General features: G+C 46.1%; 17 protein-coding genes. 9 read left to right on the top strand and 8 right to left on the bottom strand.

The features are described from left to right. Positions 1-190 precede the first annotated feature (190 nt). Positions 191-1516 carry a xylose isomerase gene (xylA, locus tag L0P89_RS04865; RefSeq protein WP_235267278.1) on the bottom strand — a complete coding sequence of 442 codons (1326 nt, stop codon included), beginning with the start codon at positions 1514-1516 and terminating at the stop codon, positions 191-193. Between the two features lie 10 nt (positions 1517-1526). Continuing rightward, entirely contained in the window at positions 1527-3008 is a 1482-nt protein-coding gene (locus L0P89_RS04860; RefSeq protein ID WP_235267277.1) for a xylulokinase, read from the bottom strand. 83 nt (positions 3009-3091) lie between these two features. On the opposite strand from L0P89_RS04860, the gene L0P89_RS04855 reads away from it, so the two are divergent. Next, positions 3092-4048: an ROK family protein gene (locus L0P89_RS04855; protein ID WP_235267276.1), complete on the top strand. Its 957-nt coding sequence runs from the start codon at positions 3092-3094 to the stop codon at positions 4046-4048. Between the two features lie 370 nt (positions 4049-4418). Here the strand turns inward: L0P89_RS04855 and hutG are convergent, their stop codons facing one another. Genes hutG through hutH form a run of 4 tightly spaced genes read right to left on the bottom strand, consistent with a single transcriptional unit; the run spans position 4419 to position 10204 of the window. Beyond that, the gene (hutG, locus tag L0P89_RS04850) at positions 4419-5369 is read right to left on the bottom strand and encodes a formimidoylglutamase (protein WP_235267275.1); all 951 of its coding nucleotides are present in this window, start codon (positions 5367-5369) and stop codon (positions 4419-4421) included. A gap of 2 nt (positions 5370-5371) precedes the next feature. Next, positions 5372-7393 carry a urocanate hydratase gene (locus L0P89_RS04845; RefSeq protein ID WP_235267274.1) on the bottom strand — a complete coding sequence of 674 codons (2022 nt, stop codon included), beginning with the start codon at positions 7391-7393 and terminating at the stop codon, positions 5372-5374. A gap of 1 nt (position 7394) precedes the next feature. After that, positions 7395-8624 (bottom strand): imidazolonepropionase, encoded by a 1230-nt coding sequence (gene hutI / locus L0P89_RS04840; protein WP_235267273.1) that lies wholly within the window; start codon positions 8622-8624, stop codon positions 7395-7397. A gap of 2 nt (positions 8625-8626) precedes the next feature. Then, a complete protein-coding gene (gene hutH, locus L0P89_RS04835) occupies positions 8627-10204 on the bottom strand; it encodes a histidine ammonia-lyase (protein WP_235267272.1) in 1578 nt (525 codons plus the stop codon). Between the two features lie 86 nt (positions 10205-10290). Between hutH and L0P89_RS04830 the strand changes: the two genes are divergently transcribed. Beyond that, complete coding sequence (locus tag L0P89_RS04830) at positions 10291-10848, top strand: nitroreductase (protein WP_235267271.1); 558 nt, start codon at positions 10291-10293, stop codon at positions 10846-10848. On the opposite strand, the gene L0P89_RS04825 is transcribed toward L0P89_RS04830, so the two are convergent. Then, positions 10840-11349, bottom strand: coding sequence for a DUF456 domain-containing protein (locus L0P89_RS04825; RefSeq protein WP_235267270.1), 510 nt, complete (start codon positions 11347-11349; stop codon positions 10840-10842). The genes L0P89_RS04830 and L0P89_RS04825 overlap by 9 nt on opposite strands. Positions 11350-11473: 124 nt before the next feature. Between L0P89_RS04825 and L0P89_RS04820 the strand changes: the two genes are divergently transcribed. From L0P89_RS04820 to L0P89_RS04790, 7 genes are all read left to right on the top strand, one after another. Beyond that, complete coding sequence (locus tag L0P89_RS04820) at positions 11474-11956, top strand: hypothetical protein (RefSeq protein WP_235267269.1); 483 nt, start codon at positions 11474-11476, stop codon at positions 11954-11956. A gap of 1 nt (position 11957) precedes the next feature. Further along, entirely contained in the window at positions 11958-12512 is a 555-nt protein-coding gene (gene ruvC / locus L0P89_RS04815; RefSeq protein ID WP_235267268.1) for a crossover junction endodeoxyribonuclease RuvC, read from the top strand. 61 nt (positions 12513-12573) lie between these two features. Beyond that, a complete protein-coding gene (gene hemW, locus L0P89_RS04810) occupies positions 12574-13707 on the top strand; it encodes a radical SAM family heme chaperone HemW (protein ID WP_235267267.1) in 1134 nt (377 codons plus the stop codon). 45 nt (positions 13708-13752) lie between these two features. Then, positions 13753-14511 (top strand): cyclase family protein, encoded by a 759-nt coding sequence (locus L0P89_RS04805; RefSeq protein ID WP_235267266.1) that lies wholly within the window; start codon positions 13753-13755, stop codon positions 14509-14511. A gap of 27 nt (positions 14512-14538) precedes the next feature. Further along, the gene (locus L0P89_RS04800; protein WP_235267265.1) at positions 14539-15165 is read left to right on the top strand and encodes a DUF4230 domain-containing protein; all 627 of its coding nucleotides are present in this window, start codon (positions 14539-14541) and stop codon (positions 15163-15165) included. Between the two features lie 11 nt (positions 15166-15176). Then, on the top strand, positions 15177-15578 hold the full coding sequence (locus L0P89_RS04795; protein ID WP_235267264.1) for a Dabb family protein: 402 nt from the start codon (positions 15177-15179) through the stop codon (positions 15576-15578). Next, on the top strand, positions 15575-15931 hold the full coding sequence (locus L0P89_RS04790) for an MmcQ/YjbR family DNA-binding protein (protein WP_235267263.1): 357 nt from the start codon (positions 15575-15577) through the stop codon (positions 15929-15931). The genes L0P89_RS04795 and L0P89_RS04790 overlap by 4 nt, the downstream gene beginning before the upstream one ends. Here the strand turns inward: L0P89_RS04790 and L0P89_RS04785 are convergent. Continuing rightward, positions 15928-17028 carry a DUF4407 domain-containing protein gene (locus L0P89_RS04785; RefSeq protein ID WP_235267262.1) on the bottom strand — a complete coding sequence of 367 codons (1101 nt, stop codon included), beginning with the start codon at positions 17026-17028 and terminating at the stop codon, positions 15928-15930. The two genes, L0P89_RS04790 and L0P89_RS04785, sit on opposite strands and share 4 nt — an antisense overlap. Positions 17029-17187 lie beyond the last annotated feature (159 nt).

The raw sequence follows: 17187 nt of genomic DNA, 5'->3' as shown, positions 1-17187 counted from the left end.
AAATTCTTATTGGAGGTTTTGGAATGTTGATCGATCGGTTGTCTTAGGGGGTGTAATCTCAAGTTCAAAAAACGATTGATCCAATCCCCAATGTTATCAAACAAATAGTCAGAAATGGTAAACTTTGTTAAAAGGGGGGCTTTGAAGGGAGTCCAAAAAAAGCTCCCTACCAAAGTTGGAGGCTGTTTCTTTAAAGATACTGGTTCAGCATATTCTCATACAATTCTTGTTTTCCACTGATCTGTTCAGGCTCTGCCCGTGATTTGGCATACGCTGCTAACTCGTTTAAGGTCAGTTTTTCTGCAATGAAATCGGCACCTTTTCCTGAACCAAAGGAAGCGTAACGATTGTTGAGCAACGCTTCATAATTCGAATGGTTGATTACCGCATCGGCCACCAACAAACCTCTGGCAAAGGTGTCGGCACCGCCGATATGTGCTATGAATATATCTTCTAGGTCTGTTGAGTTTCTTCGTGTTTTCGCATCAAAGTTGATACCGCCGCCCTGAAGCCCCCCAGCTTTTAAGAATACCAGCATGGCCTCTGCCGTTTCGAGAATGTTGTTGGGAAACTGGTCGGTGTCCCATCCGTTTTGGTAATCACCGCGGTTGGCATCGATGCTCCCCAGCATTCCGGCATTGGCCGCCACTTGCAGTTCGTGTTGAAAGGTATGCTGTGCCAGCGTGGCATGGTTCACCTCGATGTTCAATTTGAAATCATTTTCAAGACCCTGTTCCCTGATGAAGTTGATGGAAGTCGCCGCATCAAAATCGTACTGGTGCTTTGAGGGCTCCATGGGCTTGGGCTCGATGAAGAAGGTGCCCTTAAAACCTTGCGAACGCGCATAGTCCCTTGCCATTCGCATAAAACGGCCAATATTGTCCTGCTCTAATTTCATGTTGGTGTTCAAAAGTGACATATAGCCTTCACGGCCACCCCAGAACACGTAGTTTTCACCATTGAGTTCGATAGTGGCATCCAGCGCGACCTTTAATTGGGCCCCCGCTCTCGCCACCACATCAAAGTTGGGGTTTGAAGCGGCACCGTTCATATATCTTGGGTGTGAAAAAAGGTTCGCCGTTCCCCATAAGAGCTTTACACCCGAAGCCTTCATTTTTTCCTTTAGGTAATCGACCGTTTGCAGGACCCTTTTTTCCGATTCTGCCAGTGTATTCGCTTCATCGACCAAATCATAGTCGTGAAAACAATAGTAATCAAAGCCCATTTTGGTGATGAACTCAAAGGCGGCATCCGCTTTCTCTTTGGCGGCCTCCAAAGGATCGGAAGCTGTCGCCCAGGGAAAATCTTTGGTTCCGGGCCCAAAGGGATCTCCGCCGGTACCGCACAGTGTATGCCAGTAGGCCATGGCAAATTTGAAGTGTTCTCGCATGGTCTTGCCCGCTACCATTAGCTCGGGATCGTAAAACTTGTATGCCAGGGGATTGTCTGAATCTTTGCCTTCATATTGTATTTCCCCGATTCCCTTGAAATATTCGGTGTTGCCCAGTACTGCCATTGCCGTGTTTTTAGTTATTTAAAATCAAGTTCAGTTCTTTTTTCCAAAGTTCATAAGCTTTTTTATAGGGGCTGTTATCACCCTTGGGTGAATAAGTCAAGATATGGTCATCTTTCATAAAGGAAGAAAAATTCGCATAGTCCCCATTTTCTAGGGCACAGGCCCTTGCCGCACCGATCGCTCCGGTAGTGTCATAAATTTCAATCTCTTTTTCAATGAGGGCCACAATAGTATTCGAAAAGATTTCGGAACGGAAGAGATTGTCGTTGCCCGCCCGTATGACCTTTGGCTCGATGCCATCTTTTTGCATGATCTCAAACCCATAGACAAAAGAAAAGGCAATGCCCTCCAATGCCGCCCTGCAGAGATGCCCCTTATGGTGCCTGTTCAAGCTGAGGTTGACGATCCTGGTTCCGATGTCCCGGTTCAGCAACATACGTTCGGCACCGTTGCCGAAAGGAACGAGGCAAACACCATCTGACCCGATCTCTATTTCTGATGCCATTCGGTTCATTTCTTCATAAGAAGAAACCGAAAGATTGTTCAGCAACCAGCGATATTGAATTCCAGCGCCATTGATACAGAGCAGCTTGCCGATATTTTTTTGTTTTCCTGTTTCATAGTTGACATGGGCAAAGTTGTTGACCCTTGCACATTCGGTCACGGACAGGTTATCGGTGACGGCGTACATCACTCCCGAAGTGCCCCCCGTGGCCGCTACCTCGCCGGGCCGTAACACATTCAATGAAAGCGCATTATTGGGTTGGTCGCCGGCCCTATAAAGAATTGAGGTGCCTTCAAGCAGGCCACTTTCTTCAGCCCCTTTGCCAAAAACCGTACTTTGAATGCCAAAGGTCGGAACGATTTCGGGCATGGTTTCACTGGAAATTTTGAAGTGGTCTAAAACCGCTTTCGAAACCCCATCTTGCTTGAAATCCCAAAAAATACCTTCTGAAAGACCAGATATGGTCGTGTTGATCGTGTTTGAAAAACGATAGGCGATATAGTCGCCCGGCAACATAAATTTATAGACCCTATCATAAATGGTTGGTTCATGCTGTTTTACCCAGGCCAATTTTGAAGCGGTAAAATTTGCCGGGGAATTCAGTAAATGTGCATCGCAATAGGTTTCCCCAATAGCGCCGTAGGCTTCCCTGCCGATTTCGACGGCCCTGCCATCACACCAGATAATGGACTTTCGCAGGGGTTTTCCATCCTCATCGACAATGACCAGCCCGTGCATTTGATAGGCGATGCCGATGGCTTCAATATCTTTCGGCGCAACTCCTGTCACTGCTTTGATTTTTTGTATTCCCTCGCAGACCAATTGCCACCAAATCTCAGGATCTTGTTCGGCCCATCCCTTTTGGGGCGAATCCATGCCCATTTCGGTCTCGGGCACCTGTACCACTTCCAAGCTTTTGCCATTGGTACTTTCAACAAGGGCAATCTTGATGGATGAACTCCCTAAATCTATTCCTAAATAATACAATGAATGTCAGCGTAAGAGAAACATTTCTAAAAATATCAAAAAAACTAACAAATGAATTATTTTTAGGGCAAAAGCTTATGACTATGGATTTGGTAATCGGAATCGATATTGGCGGTACAAAAACAAAGATCGGACTCGTTGACAAAGACGGGAACTGTTTGATCAAAAAGAATTTCAGAACCAAAGAATACCCAGACCTGAATGCTTATCTCGACCAAGCCAAAGGTGTTGTGGATTCGTTGTTGGGCGAATTGGATGTCGAGGCCAATATACTGGGCTGCGGTATCGGTGCCCCAAACGCTTCAAGCAAAAAGGGAACCATTGAAAATGCCGCCAATCTGCTTTGGAAAGGCTCTACTCCCATTCTTGAAAAGTTTAAGGAAAAAATGCCGATGCCCATGCGCATCATGAATGATGCCAGTGCAGCTGCCTTGGGCGAGATGCTCTTTGGCAATGGCAGAAACATGACCGATTTCATCATTGTTACCTTGGGAACCGGATTTGGCGCCGGTATAGTGGCCAATGGCCAACTTATCGATGGTTATGATGGTTTTGCGGGTGAGCTTGGCCATATCGATATGACCATTGGTGATGGACGCATGACCGGATTGGGCGTACCGGGCGGTCTTGAGGCCTATGTTTCGGCAACGGGACTCAAGAGAACCATCATGTTCATGCTGAGCAAATATATGGATGACAGTAAATTCAGGGATATATCGTACAATGGACTTCATGGCGAAGAGATCACAAAGGCTGCCGAAGAAGGGGACCCCATAGCCTTGAAGGCCTTTGATTTTACCGCCAAGATCATGGCTCAGGCATTGGCCAATTTTACCGCTTTTACCCAGCCTGAAGCCTTTGTTTTGATGGGGGGACTTATGCAAAGTGGAAAATGGTTGACCGATCCGTTGAAAGTATATTTTGAGGAATTTTTATTGGATGTTTACAAAGGAAAAGTAAAGATAATGACATCGGGCATGCCCGGCAAAGATGCCGCCATTTGTGGTGCCGCCGCTTTGATCTGGGAAAACCATCGGTAAAGAGGGTTCTGTTGTTCAATGTAGGAGGTTCAAGGTTCGGGGTTTTTTATAATGCACAACGCTGAATCCATAAGCCTAATTTCGCATTTCGTACTTCACAGTTCGCTATTCGCACTTCCCATTTCGCACTTCGCACTTCCCACTTCGTACTTCCCACTTCGTACTTCCCACTTCGTACTTCGCACTCCGCTATTCGCACTTCCCACTTCGCACTTCCCACTTCGTACTTCCCACTTCCCATTTCGTACTTCGCATTTCTTTCATATCTTTGCCCCGTTGTGTTGGTTCCGAAGAACTCGGAACAGGTTGTGACACTTAATAGGTGTCTACCAATGAAAGGCTTTCCTTAACGGAAGGCTTTTTTTGTTCATCACATATTGTGAATGAGGTAATGCATTATGGAAGCGGCCAGTTTGGCGGTACGCCCGTCAACATCATATCTTGGGTTCATCTCTGCGATATCCAACGAAATCAATTTTTCAGAGGCCAGAATGGTTTTCAACGACTCCAATACGATATCTTGTGAATAGCCCATAGGTGAGGCAGCACTGACCCCTGGGGCAAAGGCCGAAGAAAAGCCATCAAGATCTATGGTAACGTAAACCTGGTCGACACCCTTTAGAAAAGCGATGATCCATTTATTGATTTCATCGACAAATTGCATTCGAAACGTTTCGCGCTCCAAAAACTTAGTGTCCAATTCGTGGGCGGTTTGAAACAGCATTCGGTCATTGGCATCTTTTCGAATACCCAGACATAGATAGTGAAAAGGGTCATTTTCGTTGGCAATTTGGTAAAAGGGGGTACCCGAATTTGCTCCGTTGATATCATCTCTGAGGTCGAAATGTGCATCAAAGTTGATGATGCCTATCGAAGGTCTCCGTTTTTCAGAGATCAAATATTTTTTGATTCCGTTATAGTGGCCATAGGCGATGTCATGTCCACCGCCCAATAGTATCGGAAAAGTACCTGATGCCAAAAGTTTGGCGGTATGATCGGTAAGTTGCTGTTGGGCAGCCTCCATATCGCCGTCTGCGCATACTACATCACCAAAGTCTAAAAGCGCCATCTCATTTGGCAGATGGTTGGGCATTTTGCCCAATGCCTTTCGAATATGGTATGGACCGTCTTTCGCGCCAATGCGACCTTGGTTTCGTTTGACCCCCTCATCACAGGCATAACCTAGAACGGCAAAGCTTTTTTGTGTTTGTTTTTCAATTTTGGTTATGGGGAGACACTGCACTTTCTCATGTAGGTAGAGCTGTTGTGCAGAGGTTCTGCCCGACCATATTTTCGATGAAGGTTTTTTATAGGTGGCCATGTTCACTCAAAGATAGTATCCAAAAGATTGTCATCGACCAAATTTGGCAGGGTCACTTTAAGTTCTGGCGTACGCGCCATTTCTCTTTTGATGGCAAACAACGCTTCGCTGTTACGCGCCCAACCTCTTCGTGAGATACCGTTGTTCACATCATAAAAAAGCATGTTCTTCAATCGTTTGTTCGCTTCTTCACTGCCGTCGAGCACCATGCCGAAGCCACCGTTGATGACCTCGCCCCAACCGACACCACCGCCATTGTGGATAGATACCCATGTTGCGCCCCTAAAGCTATCACCAATGACATTGTGCAATGCCATATCAGCGGTAAACTTGCTTCCATCATAAATATTGCTGGTCTCCCTGAATGGAGAATCGGTACCACTGACATCATGGTGATCTCTGCCCAAAACCACTGGGTCCGATAGGTCACCGTCATGAATGGCTTGGTTGAACGCTTCGGCAATTTTCATACGCCCCTCTGCATCGGCATAGAGAATTCTGGCTTGGGAGCCGACCACCAATCGGTTTTGTTCGGCCTCTTCGATCCATTTGATATTGTCTTGCATCTGTTGCCGGATTTCTTCGGGAGCGGTTTCCATAAGTTCTTTCATTGTCTGAAGGGCAATCGCATCCGTTTTCTTTAAATCTTCGGCATTGCCCGAGGTGCAGACCCAACGAAAGGGGCCAAAGCCATAGTCGAAACACATGGGTCCCAAAATGTCTTGCACATACGATGGGTATTTGAAATCCACTCCATTCGAAGCCATGACATCACCACCGGCCCGTGAGGCCTCCAACAAAAAGGCATTGCCATAGTCAAAGAAATAGGTGCCCCTCGCATGGTGCTTGTTGATGGCCGACACCTGCCTTCGCAACGATTCTTGAACAGCTGATCTGAAGGCTTGGGGATCTGCTGCCATCAATTCGTTGGCCTCCGAAAAGGAAAGTCCCACAGGATAGTAACCTCCTGCCCATGGGTTGTGCAGTGAAGTTTGGTCAGAGCCCAGATGAATAAAAATGTCTTCATCATAGAATCGTTCCCAGACATCGACGATATTGCCAATAAAGGCAAGAGAGATTATTTCGTTCTCTTTTATGGCCCTTTTGGTACGTTTGACCAGTTGCCCTATATCGTCGATCAGCTCATCGACCCAACCTTGTTCATGCCTTTTTTGAGCTGCTGACGGATTCACTTCCGCACATACCGTAATACAGCCCGCAATGTTGCCCGCTTTGGGCTGTGCCCCGCTCATGCCACCTAACCCAGCGGTCAAAAAGACCTTTCCTTTTGAAGAATCCCCCTTTTTCAACACCTTTCTGAAAGCGTTCATAACAGTGATGGCCGTGCCATGTACAATACCTTGTGGACCGATGTACATATACGAACCCGCTGTCATTTGCCCATATTGGGTCACGCCTAAAGCATTATAGCGCTCCCAATCATCGGGCTTTGAATAATTGGGAATCATCATTCCGTTGGTGATCACGACCCTTGGCGCTTCTTTTGACGATGGAAAAAGTCCCATGGGGTGGCCCGAATACATGTGCAAGGTCTGTTCATCGGTCATCTCTGCCAAGTATTTCATGGTCAAAAGGTATTGTGCCCAATGCTGAAAAACGGCCCCATTGCCACCATAGGTGATCAGCTCTTCAGGATGTTGCGCCACCGCGGGATCTAAATTGTTCTGGATCATCAACATTATGGATGCGGCTTGTTGGTTTTTAGCGGGATAGTCACCAATAGGGCGTGCATATAGTTCATAATCGGGTTTGAAACGATACATATAGATGCGACCACGGGTGTTCAATTCTTCCATGAACTCTGGGGCCAGTTCGGTATGCCACTCTTTCGGAAAGTAGCGCAGGGCATTGCGTAGGGCCAGTTTTTTTTCTTCGGATGTCAAAATATCCTTTCGCTTGGGCGCAGGATTACCGCCCCTGTGATGCGGTCTTTTTTTTGGTAATTCTTTTGGAATTCCCTGTAGGATGGCTTCTTTGAACAAAAGAAGTGGAGAGGTTGCCATGTCAATAGGTTTTGATTCCGTTCTTCCAAACACCAGAGGGCTTCAATTGCCCTTGGTGATAGGTGATTTCTTGATAATTATCTGTGGCAAAGGCAACAAAATCGGCCCTCATGCCCTTTTTTAAGACTCCCCTGTCCTGTAGGTTCAACGCCGCAGCGGCACGAAAGGTGATGCCGGCCAATACTTCGGCGTTTGACAGTTTTTCGAACGTTCCCAAAATGGCCGCTTGCGCAAGCAGGTCGCCCATGGGTCCTGAACCGGGGTTATGATCGCTGGCAATGGCCAGGGCCGCCCCTGCATCCAACAGCTTGCGGGCCGGGGTGAAATCACAGCCAAGCCCCAAAGAGGCACCGGGCAAAGCGGTGGCAATGGTATCGCTTTTTGCCAAGAGTGCCACCTCTTTTTTGGTGCTGGTCTCAAGGTGGTCGGCACTGATGGCATTGAAATCAACGGCGACTTGACTACCGCCCGTGGTGAACTGATCGGCATGTACCGTTATGTCAAAACCATGTTGTTTCGCTTTTTCGAAATAGGGCTTTATGTTTTTGGGAGAAAAGGCACTTTCTTCAATAAAGGCATCTACCCGGTTTGTCAGTTTTTCCGATTTTAAGATGGGAAACAATTTTTCGCCGATTTCCTCTAAATATTCTGTTGGACTTCCATCCCAATCTTTAGGCACCATATGGGCCGCTAAACAGGTGCTGACCAAATCTTGTGTGGCTTGCTCATCGGCTTCCTTGATGGCACGAAGCATTTTGAGTTCTTCCTCAAGGGAAAGTCCATACCCACTTTTGACCTCCAACGTGGTAATTCCGTTCGCAAGATGTTTTTCGCATCTTGTAAGAATGCCCTTGACCAGCATTTCTTTGGACGCTTTTCGGGTTTGGGTGACCGTATCCCAAATACCACCTCCCGCTTTTGCAATTTCCAAATAGGTCTTGCCCGAATTGCGGAGGGCATAATCCCTTGCCCGAGAACCGCCGAAACAGATATGGGTATGTGAGTCGATGAAGCCGGGAAGGCACACCTGCTCGCCTTCGATTCGTTCTAAGTCGACTTCGTCAGACTTTAGCTTTTTATAGGTGTTCACTTCAAGAATTTTCCCATCTAAAAGCAAAACCCCCGCATCATTGATTATGGGCAATTGCCCATCAGAAAGTGCTCCTTTCAATGGAAGCCCCGACATGGGCAGCAATTGCTTGAACGGTCCGATTAAAATAGGTCTGTTCATCTTCAATATCTTTCAAATTCTTCTGTAAAGGGAGAATCCCAAGAAAGATTGTTTTCCTTTAGTATAGTTTCCACCAAGTTGATGATCTCGCCTTTTTGAACGATATCGATGCCGATTTCAATATCATCAGCAAAGACCCTGTCTTTATCGGCAAAGGAAACCTTGGTGCGCAAGAACTTGTAGATTTCATCCAACAAAACACCTGATTTCAAGGGTTTTCGGTATTCAAACGCTTGGGCAGCGGTCAATAGTTCAATGGCTAAGATCTTCTCTACGTTTTCAATGACCCGCAATGCCTTTCGGCCGCTTATGGAGCCCATGCTCACATGGTCTTCTTGCCCCAACGAGGTGGGAATGCTATCGGCACTGGCCGGAAAACAAAGGCCCTTGTTCTCACTGGCCAAGGCAGCGGCAGTGTACTGCAATATCATATAGCCCGAATTGATGCCGGTATCTTTCATCAACAATTGGGGCACCCCATGCCCCCCCTCAAGGGCCAAATAAATTCTTCTATCAGAAATGTTGCCAAGTTCAGAGGTGGCCAATGTGGCATAATCCAATGCCATGGCGAGGGGTTGACCATGAAAATTACCGCCGCTTATGGCCATATCCTCGTTGATGATAACGGGGTTGTCAGTGACCGAATTCAACTCGATTTCCAATAATTCTTTAAGATGCAACCATGCGTTTCGAGAGGCACCATGTACTTGCGGCATACAGCGAAGCGAATACGGATCCTGCACCCGGTCACAATCGATATGGTCTTCAAGTATCTCAGAACCCTGTAATAGGGTTCGTATTCTACCGGCTACGTGCTGATTGCCCTTAAAGGGCCGTAGTCGGTGAAGTTCTTTTTCAAAGGGTTTCATGGAGCCTTGCAAGCCTTCGAGCATCATGGCTCCGATGATGTCTGCTTGTTTTAGGCAATTTCGAAATTTTTCAACGACCACCACGGCATGTGCTGCTATGAACTGTGTGCCATTGATGAGTGCAAGCCCTTCTTTTGGGCCAAGTTCAACGGGTTTTAATCCTGTTTTTTTGAACAATGCCACGGTAGAAATGGTTTCTCCTTGGTAATGTACGGTTCCCAATCCGATCAGTGGAAGAAATAGATGAGCCAAAGGGGCAAGATCGCCAGAAGCCCCTACTGAACCCTGCGAGGGAACTATGGGGATCACATCGTTTTCTATATGCCATATAATGCGCTCGAGGGTCTGCAACTGAATGCCCGAATAGCCTTTTGCTAAAGCATGGACCTTCAAGATCAACATCAGCTTAGCCAGTTCGTTCGCAATGGGCTCACCCACCCCAACACTGTGGCTTTGTAGAATGTTGATTTGCAAGATTCGGGTTTCCTCTTTTGAGATTTTGGTCGTGCACAGTGGGCCAAAACCAGTATTGATACCATAAACAGGCTCACCTTTCTCAACGATATTGAGCACTATTTCGGCACTTTTTTCAATACGCGCACAAGTGCTGGCCGATAGCACGCCCTTTATAGTTTCGTTTGAAATGGCAAGGGCAATGCCAGCGGTAAGTTGTGCCTCGCCGTACTTGAATTCTTTATGGTTGGGTTGCATTAAGAAATCGTTTTCGCTGGGTTAAAAGTATGGATTAAGTTTCAGATAAGACCTACCTTTGCCATTGTCGATAAAAATCATGGTCTATGAGCATTTTTGAGCTGGTTCGAAACCGTCGTGCGGTCTTTCCCGTACAATACAACGACCAACCAATTGAGCGCGAGTTTATAGCAGAGTTGTTAGAGGCGGCCAACTGGGCCCCTACCCATAGAAAAACCGAACCTTGGCGGTTCAAGGTATTGATGGGAAAAAAGAAAGGGGAATTGGGCGAATTTCTCTCAACAAAATACCAAGAGACCGAAACAAGGCCCAAACAGGTAAAAATCAGAAAACTACTTGAAAATCCGAGACGGGCAGGAGCCATTATAGCCATTTGTATGCAGCGAGACATGAACGAGAGCCTCCCCGAATGGGAAGAAATCGCTGCCACCGCCATGGCAGTTCAAAACATGTGGCTTTGTTGTGCAGAAGTGGGAGTGGGGTGTTATTGGAGTTCACCAGGACTTATAAAATATATGCATGAATTCTTCGAACTGGCAGAAGGCGAACGCTGCCTGGGCTTTTTCTACATAGGGCACTACCACGAAGAAATACCCGACCAGACCCGAATGCCGATCGAAGAAAAAACCATTTGGCTAGAATGAAAACAAGTCGCCTGCGTACCTGACGGCGATGACGACAAAGAATACCAAATAAACCGTTGTCAGCAAAAACTTTAAAAAGGTGCCTGTCAAAAAGCCGATAAATGAACCAAATGCCGCTTTCATGGCTGTTTTTTGGTCTGCCTTGTTGATGAGTTCACCGACCAATGCCCCTATAAAGGGCCAGATGATAATGCCAAGCGGCCCTAGAATAGGAAAGAAAATCGCGACCAAAAGCCCCACTATGGTACCGAACATACCAGCTTTGCTGCCTCCAAACTTTTTGGTGCCCGCTGCGGGAATCACGTAATCAAGAACGGTGATGCCGATAGCGATTACAAAAGTGATGCCCAACACCCACCAGTTATCGGGCACGGCCTTGGTCAGGTAGAGCAATAACAATCCGACCCAGCTAATGGGCGGCCCTGGCAATACGGGCAAAAAGCTCCCGAGGATGCCCACAAGCATCAAAAGCAATCCTATGATGAGAAGAACGATGTCCATACCAATCGTTTTGGCTATAAGACAAATGTAAGGGTGATTTGTTACAACGACATGAAAGTCTAAGATAAATTAGAAGGGCAAGAGTTGCCAAAATATCGTAATTTCAGCCAAATCTTTTGGGCATATGCGCAGGTTTTGGCTGTTTTTGTTGTTGATGGGCGTTTTGCAGGCTTGCGAATATTTTCAATCTAAGGAAGAAAAGGCCCGACAGTTGGTGAACGACGAACTCTTGAGCATCAATTGGAACGATGTGGACCAATACCCACTTTTTGACGATTGTGATGAGACCTCCGAAAAAGCAGCTCAACTTCGCTGTTTTCAAGAGGAGATGATGCGTCATATGGTCGATACGCTACAGGGTCTTGAATATCAGGTTTCCCAAGATTTGAACGATACCATAAAGGTAGATTTATTGATAGATGAGCACGGTTTTATCAGGGTCACGAATATTCAAAACAACGATAGGGTACAAGAAACCTTGCCAAATTTCAATGAAGAAGTGACCCGACGTCTCAACGATTTGACCACAGTGGCCCCTGCATTGAAAAGGGGCATACCGGTGAGTATGAAATTTAGGCTCCCTATCGTGTTAAATACCGAGAACTGATTTGGCAAAAGAAAAAGTCATATTGGGCATAGACCCGGGTACCACGGTCATGGGCTTTGGCATCATCAAAGTGATGGACAAGCAAATGCGGTTCGTTCAAATGAACGAACTGATGCTCAGAAAATACGAAGATCCCTACACCAAGCTCAAGCTCATTTTTGAACGTACCTTAGAGCTGATCGACAACTATCATCCTGATGAAATTGCCATTGAGGCGCCCTTCTATGCCAAAAATGTACAGTCGATGCTCAAGTTGGGTCGTGCGCAAGGGGTGGCCATGGCTGCGGGACTCTCACGTCAGATTCCCATCACCGAGTACATGCCCAAAAAAATAAAAATGTCGATCACGGGCAATGGCAATGCAAGTAAAGAGCAGGTGGCCAAGATGTTACAGTCGCTTTTGAACTTAAAGACCCTCCCTAAAAATCTTGACAGTACCGATGGATTGGCGGCCGCGGTCTGTCATTTCTACAATGAAGGTCGAGTAGATGTGGGCAAACGCTATACGGGATGGGAAAGTTTTGTTAAGAGTAATTCCGATAGGGTGAAGGAATGAGAGGTGGGTAGTAGGCAGTGGGCAGTAGGCAGTGAATAGTAATCAGTGAACAGTAAACCTTATGTCGGGCATTTACATCCACATCCCCTTTTGCAAACAAGCCTGCCATTATTGCGATTTTCATTTTTCGACCAGCTTGAAGAAAAAAGATGCAATGGTCAAGGCCTTGGTCAGGGAAATCGAACTGCGAAAGCATGAATCCAAAGGCGAGATGGTCGAAACCATTTATTTTGGTGGAGGCACACCTTCGTTGCTAGAGGTTCCAGAAATTGAAGGGTTGATTCGAACGATTTATGACCAATATGAAGTGGTCGCGCATGCTGAAATCACTTTAGAAGCAAATCCGGACGACCTGTCCAATAATCGAATAGCCGAACTGTCAGAAAGTCCGATCAGCCGTTTGAGTATCGGCATCCAATCTTTTTTTGAAGAAGATTTGAAATTGATGAACCGTGCCCATACCGCTGAAGAGGCGAAAAACTGTATCGGCGAGGCGAAAAAGTATTTTGATAATATTTCAATTGATTTGATCTATGGAATTCCGGGAATGGAAAACGATCGCTGGATCAAGAATATAAACAAGGCCCTTTCTTTTGACCTACCGCATATTTCGAGCTATGCGCTTACCGTTGAACCGAAGACGGCCCTTGCTGCTTTCATAAAAAAAGGAATTGTTGAAGCTGTTGATGATGATCGGGCGCAAGAACAATTTTATCTGCTTTGTGATCGATTAAAGGCTGAAGGGTTTGTCAATTATGAACTGTCCAACTTTGGAAAGCCAGGGTTTTTCTCAAAGAACAACACCGCGTATTGGCAAGGAAAGAACTACCTTGGCATTGGCCCTTCGGCGCATTCGTTCAATGGCCAAAAAAGGGGGTGGAACATTAGAAACAACCACAAATATATCGCTGCCATTGAAAAGGGTGGGCTGCCGATTGAATATGAGGCCCTTTCAACGATCGATCGCTATAATGAATATGTGATGACCGGCCTGCGTACGATCTGGGGTGTCTCTTTGCAGAAAGTGGAGAACGACTTTGGGAGAAGTTACCGTCAATATCTTGAACAGCAAGCGGTAAAATATATTGATCGACGACTTTTGTTTTTAGATGAAGATACCTTGCTGACCACAAAAAAGGGCAAGTTTTTGGCCGATGGGATCGCTTCGGATTTATTTATGCTAAATTTATCCTGAACTAATCGTTCCCTCTTCTTGGCAAGAGGGCCCGGATGAAGGCATATGCTAGCGACCGTCACCTATAATTCAAAAATCCATACCATCGACCTCTCGAAACCATTGGATATCTCTATGCCCCTGCGTGGCGATGCCTCCAATGTAAATGTGTGGTATGTCGATCATCCAAAAATCAAACCGCATCGTGATGGCGATTTTGTGGCCAAAGTGAGTGAAGGGGCTTCCATTAATTTCAATGATATTTGGTTCAATCCGCATGCGCATGGCACGCATACCGAATGTGTTGGGCATATTACCGAAGAATTTCATTCCATCAATGAGCATCTGAACAGTTATTTTTTTGCAGCGGAATTGTTGACCATCGCTCCTGAAAAACTGGGCGATGATTTTGTGATTTCAAAAAAGCAATTGCAATATGTTTTGGGAGATGGCAAAAGAGACGCGGTCATTATCCGTACGTTGCCGAATACCGGTGCCAAATTGTCAAGGCAGTACTCACATACCAACCCGCCGTACATGTTGAGGGAAGCAGCACAATTTTTGGTCGAAAAAGAAATAGATCACTTGTTGATCGATCTGCCCTCGGTAGATCGGGAAAAAGATGAGGGCGCACTTTTGGCCCATCGGGCCTTTTGGAATGTTGGAGGAACAATTCGAAAGCACGCTACCATCACAGAATTGATCTTTGTGCCCAATCACATCGAAGACGGTAGGTATTTCTTGAATTTACAGGTAGCCCCGTTCGAGAACGATGCAGCGCCAAGCCGGCCCGTGTTGTTTGAAATTTTAGAGCCCGTTCAGTAATAAGGGCAATCTTGTTATATTTAGACGATGGAAAGCATAGTCGAAGCCTTTCTCGGACTCATACTGGGGGCCATTATCATGTATTGGCTGTATTCGCTCTTTAACCGAAAAAAAAGGAAGGAGATGGTCGAGCATCAGTCTACCGTCATTCTCGATAAGATCAAAAGTGTCTGCAAATTGGTTTCCGTTGAGGGTGATTTTGCCGAGATTTATCGCTATGAAAGCACCAAGGAAAGCTTTTTCAACATGCTCAGTAGCAAAAAGAAAGCACTGATCGTGATCAATGCGAAGGCCCAGATCGGCTACGACCTGCAAAAATTGAAACTGAGTGCCCATACCGATAAAAAAAGCATCGTTCTTTCAGAGTTTCCCGAACCTGAAATTCTTTCGATTGAACCAGAGTTGCAGTTCTACGATATCAAAAGTGGGCTCTTCAACACTTTTTCGCCCAACGATCTGACCGAACTGAACCAACGGGCAAAAGAACATATCAAGGAAAAAATACCTGAAAGCGGACTCATGGATACGGCTAAACGCGAAGCCCTTCAGGCGGTTTTATTGATTGAGAAAATCGTTGAGACCATCGGCTGGAAGCTTGATTATTCGGCCCTCGAAATATCGAATCGTGAAAAACAACTTTTAGAATCAGAGTAAATGCGTACAACATGAAAAAATCCATAATAACCTCGATTTTGATACTGGTCGGTGCAACGGCTTTGGCACAAAAAGACGATATGACGAAAACTTTCGATGCTAATTTTGCCCATGTGGTGTATTTCTGGTTCAATGACCCCGATGATGAAAAAGGGCGCGATCGTTTTGAGGCCTCGCTCAAGAAATTTCTCGACAATTCAAAGTTTGCCAAGACCAATTTTATCGGTGAACCACCAAAGGCCGTGCGTGATGTGGTCGATGATTCTTTTACGTACAATCTCATCGTGACCTTTGAATCGGCCGAAGCAGAGGAGGGATATCAAGAAGAAGCCGGCCACCTGGCTTTTATCGAAGAATGCAAAGATCTTTGGAAAAAGGTCATCGTTTATGATGCACTAGGGGTTGCGCCATGAACGTAGAAGAGTTTAGGAACTACTGCTTGGCAAAAAAAGGTGTGGAAGAGACCTTTCCTTTTGACGAACATACGCTGGTGTTCAAGGTTATGGGCAAGATGTTCGCGTTGATACCGTTGGAAAGAATACCCCCTCAGGCCAATTTAAAGTGCGATCCCGAACGGGCCATAGAACTTAGGGAAGAATTTGATGGCATCATTACCCCTGGCTACCACATGAGCAAGGTACATTGGAATACGCTGTTCTATGAAAACCTACGCGATGCGCTGACCAAAGAATTGATCGATCATTCATACGACTTGGTGGTAAACAAGCTGCCCAATAAACTCAAGGTAGAACTGGAGAAGCTCTAAAGCCCTTTCACCTGTACCTCATGAAATTTATCGGCCTGTAGCCGAAGCAGTTCTTCCGCTTTTTGTTTTTTATAACGGTAGAGTTCTTCTTCGTCTTTGATGTCGGCATAGACCTTGTCGTTGATGGCCACATCGGTGGCCAAGACCATCTTGCGCTGCTTTACCTTTTGGGTGACCCAAGTGGCCACTACGCTTTCTTCTTCTTCTAGCTTATGATCATACTCTCCCTTTGGGGCCAATAATTTGGCAACGATCGGGGCGGTCTCGATGGCCAAGAACAATAGAAAAATGAAGAAGGATGGGAACCAGGGCAGTTTGCCCAGGGCATTGATACGGGCCATGAGGCCGTCAAAACCATCAATTATGGGTTGTGAATTGGCCACTACCGTTGCATAATCAGCATTGAGTGTCGCAATTTCTGCCTCAATGGCCGCTATTTTTTGACCATTGTCTTGTTTCAATTGCCGCAATTCGGCCAAATAGGCATCGTGCTTCTCTCGTTTTTCCTTGTAAACGGGTCCTTTGCCCAAGATTCCGGTACCAGCAGTGCCCTCGGCTTCAGAAATGTATACATCGTAGAGGGCATTGGTTTCTGTCTCCTTCGTCGCAATTTCACCTTTCAGGTCGGTGATATTTTGGTTCAATTGTTCGATTTTCGGAGTGTATTGCAAGGCCAATTGTTTTTTGTTGGCAAGGGTCATGGCATTTTTTTCCTCTAACAGTACTTGATCGATTTCTTTTTCAAAAATCTTCATCTCCAAGGGTTTTGAGATGACCACTGCAATAATGGCTGCTAGAATGATTCGCGGGGTGGCCTGCAAAATTTCCTTTTTGATATTGTCGCGTTTCTTGATGGTCGAGACGATGAACCTATCCAAATTGAAGATCAACAATCCCCATATCAATCCAAAGAAAATAGCGGTATAAACGTTGTCAAAAACGGTGTAAAGGGCATAACCGCTGGCGATAAAGGCCATAACGGCGGTAAAGAACACGGTTGCACCGATACCGGCATACTTGGTGCGTTCACCGTTTGAACAGGTTTCGAGAATCTTGGTATCCGCTCCAGAGCAGAAAATAAAAAAACGTAGTAACATGATAGCGTTCGTTTAGGTTTGATAAATTGCCCAATACCCTTGGTGCGCGGCGCTATCTTCGGAGGGTTGGTGCAGATGGCTGAAACGCGGCTTTGGCAAGGGTGATGCTATTAGAACGCAATTATGGGTGATTTGTTACACAAAAAATGGCATGGGGCA

The organism is Muricauda sp. SCSIO 65647 (genome assembly GCF_021534965.1).
Taxonomy (GTDB): domain Bacteria; phylum Bacteroidota; class Bacteroidia; order Flavobacteriales; family Flavobacteriaceae; genus Flagellimonas_A.
Note: the sequence above shows the minus strand (reverse complement) of the source record. Positions and strands in the feature narration are given on the sequence as shown.

Excerpts from the sequence above, each read along its gene's own strand:
- L0P89_RS04855 (WP_235267276.1), top strand. The coding sequence starts at position 3,092 with ATGGATTTGGTAATCGGAATCGATATTGGCGGTACAAAAACAAAGATC.
- hutG (WP_235267275.1), bottom strand. The coding sequence starts at position 5,369 with ATGGCCACCTATAAAAAACCTTCATCGAAAATATGGTCGGGCAGAACC.
- L0P89_RS04790 (WP_235267263.1), top strand. The coding sequence starts at position 15,575 with ATGAACGTAGAAGAGTTTAGGAACTACTGCTTGGCAAAAAAAGGTGTG.
- hutI (WP_235267273.1), bottom strand. The coding sequence starts at position 8,624 with ATGAACAGACCTATTTTAATCGGACCGTTCAAGCAATTGCTGCCCATG.
- hutH (WP_235267272.1), bottom strand. The coding sequence starts at position 10,204 with ATGCAACCCAACCATAAAGAATTCAAGTACGGCGAGGCACAACTTACC.
- L0P89_RS04820 (WP_235267269.1), top strand. The coding sequence starts at position 11,474 with ATGCGCAGGTTTTGGCTGTTTTTGTTGTTGATGGGCGTTTTGCAGGCT.
- L0P89_RS04845 (WP_235267274.1), bottom strand. The coding sequence starts at position 7,393 with ATGGCAACCTCTCCACTTCTTTTGTTCAAAGAAGCCATCCTACAGGGA.
- L0P89_RS04785 (WP_235267262.1), bottom strand. The coding sequence starts at position 17,028 with ATGTTACTACGTTTTTTTATTTTCTGCTCTGGAGCGGATACCAAGATT.
- hemW (WP_235267267.1), top strand. The coding sequence starts at position 12,574 with ATGTCGGGCATTTACATCCACATCCCCTTTTGCAAACAAGCCTGCCAT.
- L0P89_RS04830 (WP_235267271.1), top strand. The coding sequence starts at position 10,291 with ATGAGCATTTTTGAGCTGGTTCGAAACCGTCGTGCGGTCTTTCCCGTA.
- L0P89_RS04825 (WP_235267270.1), bottom strand. The coding sequence starts at position 11,349 with ATGGACATCGTTCTTCTCATCATAGGATTGCTTTTGATGCTTGTGGGC.
- L0P89_RS04805 (WP_235267266.1), top strand. The coding sequence starts at position 13,753 with ATGCTAGCGACCGTCACCTATAATTCAAAAATCCATACCATCGACCTC.
- xylA (WP_235267278.1), bottom strand. The coding sequence starts at position 1,516 with ATGGCAGTACTGGGCAACACCGAATATTTCAAGGGAATCGGGGAAATA.
- L0P89_RS04795 (WP_235267264.1), top strand. The coding sequence starts at position 15,177 with ATGAAAAAATCCATAATAACCTCGATTTTGATACTGGTCGGTGCAACG.
- L0P89_RS04800 (WP_235267265.1), top strand. The coding sequence starts at position 14,539 with ATGGAAAGCATAGTCGAAGCCTTTCTCGGACTCATACTGGGGGCCATT.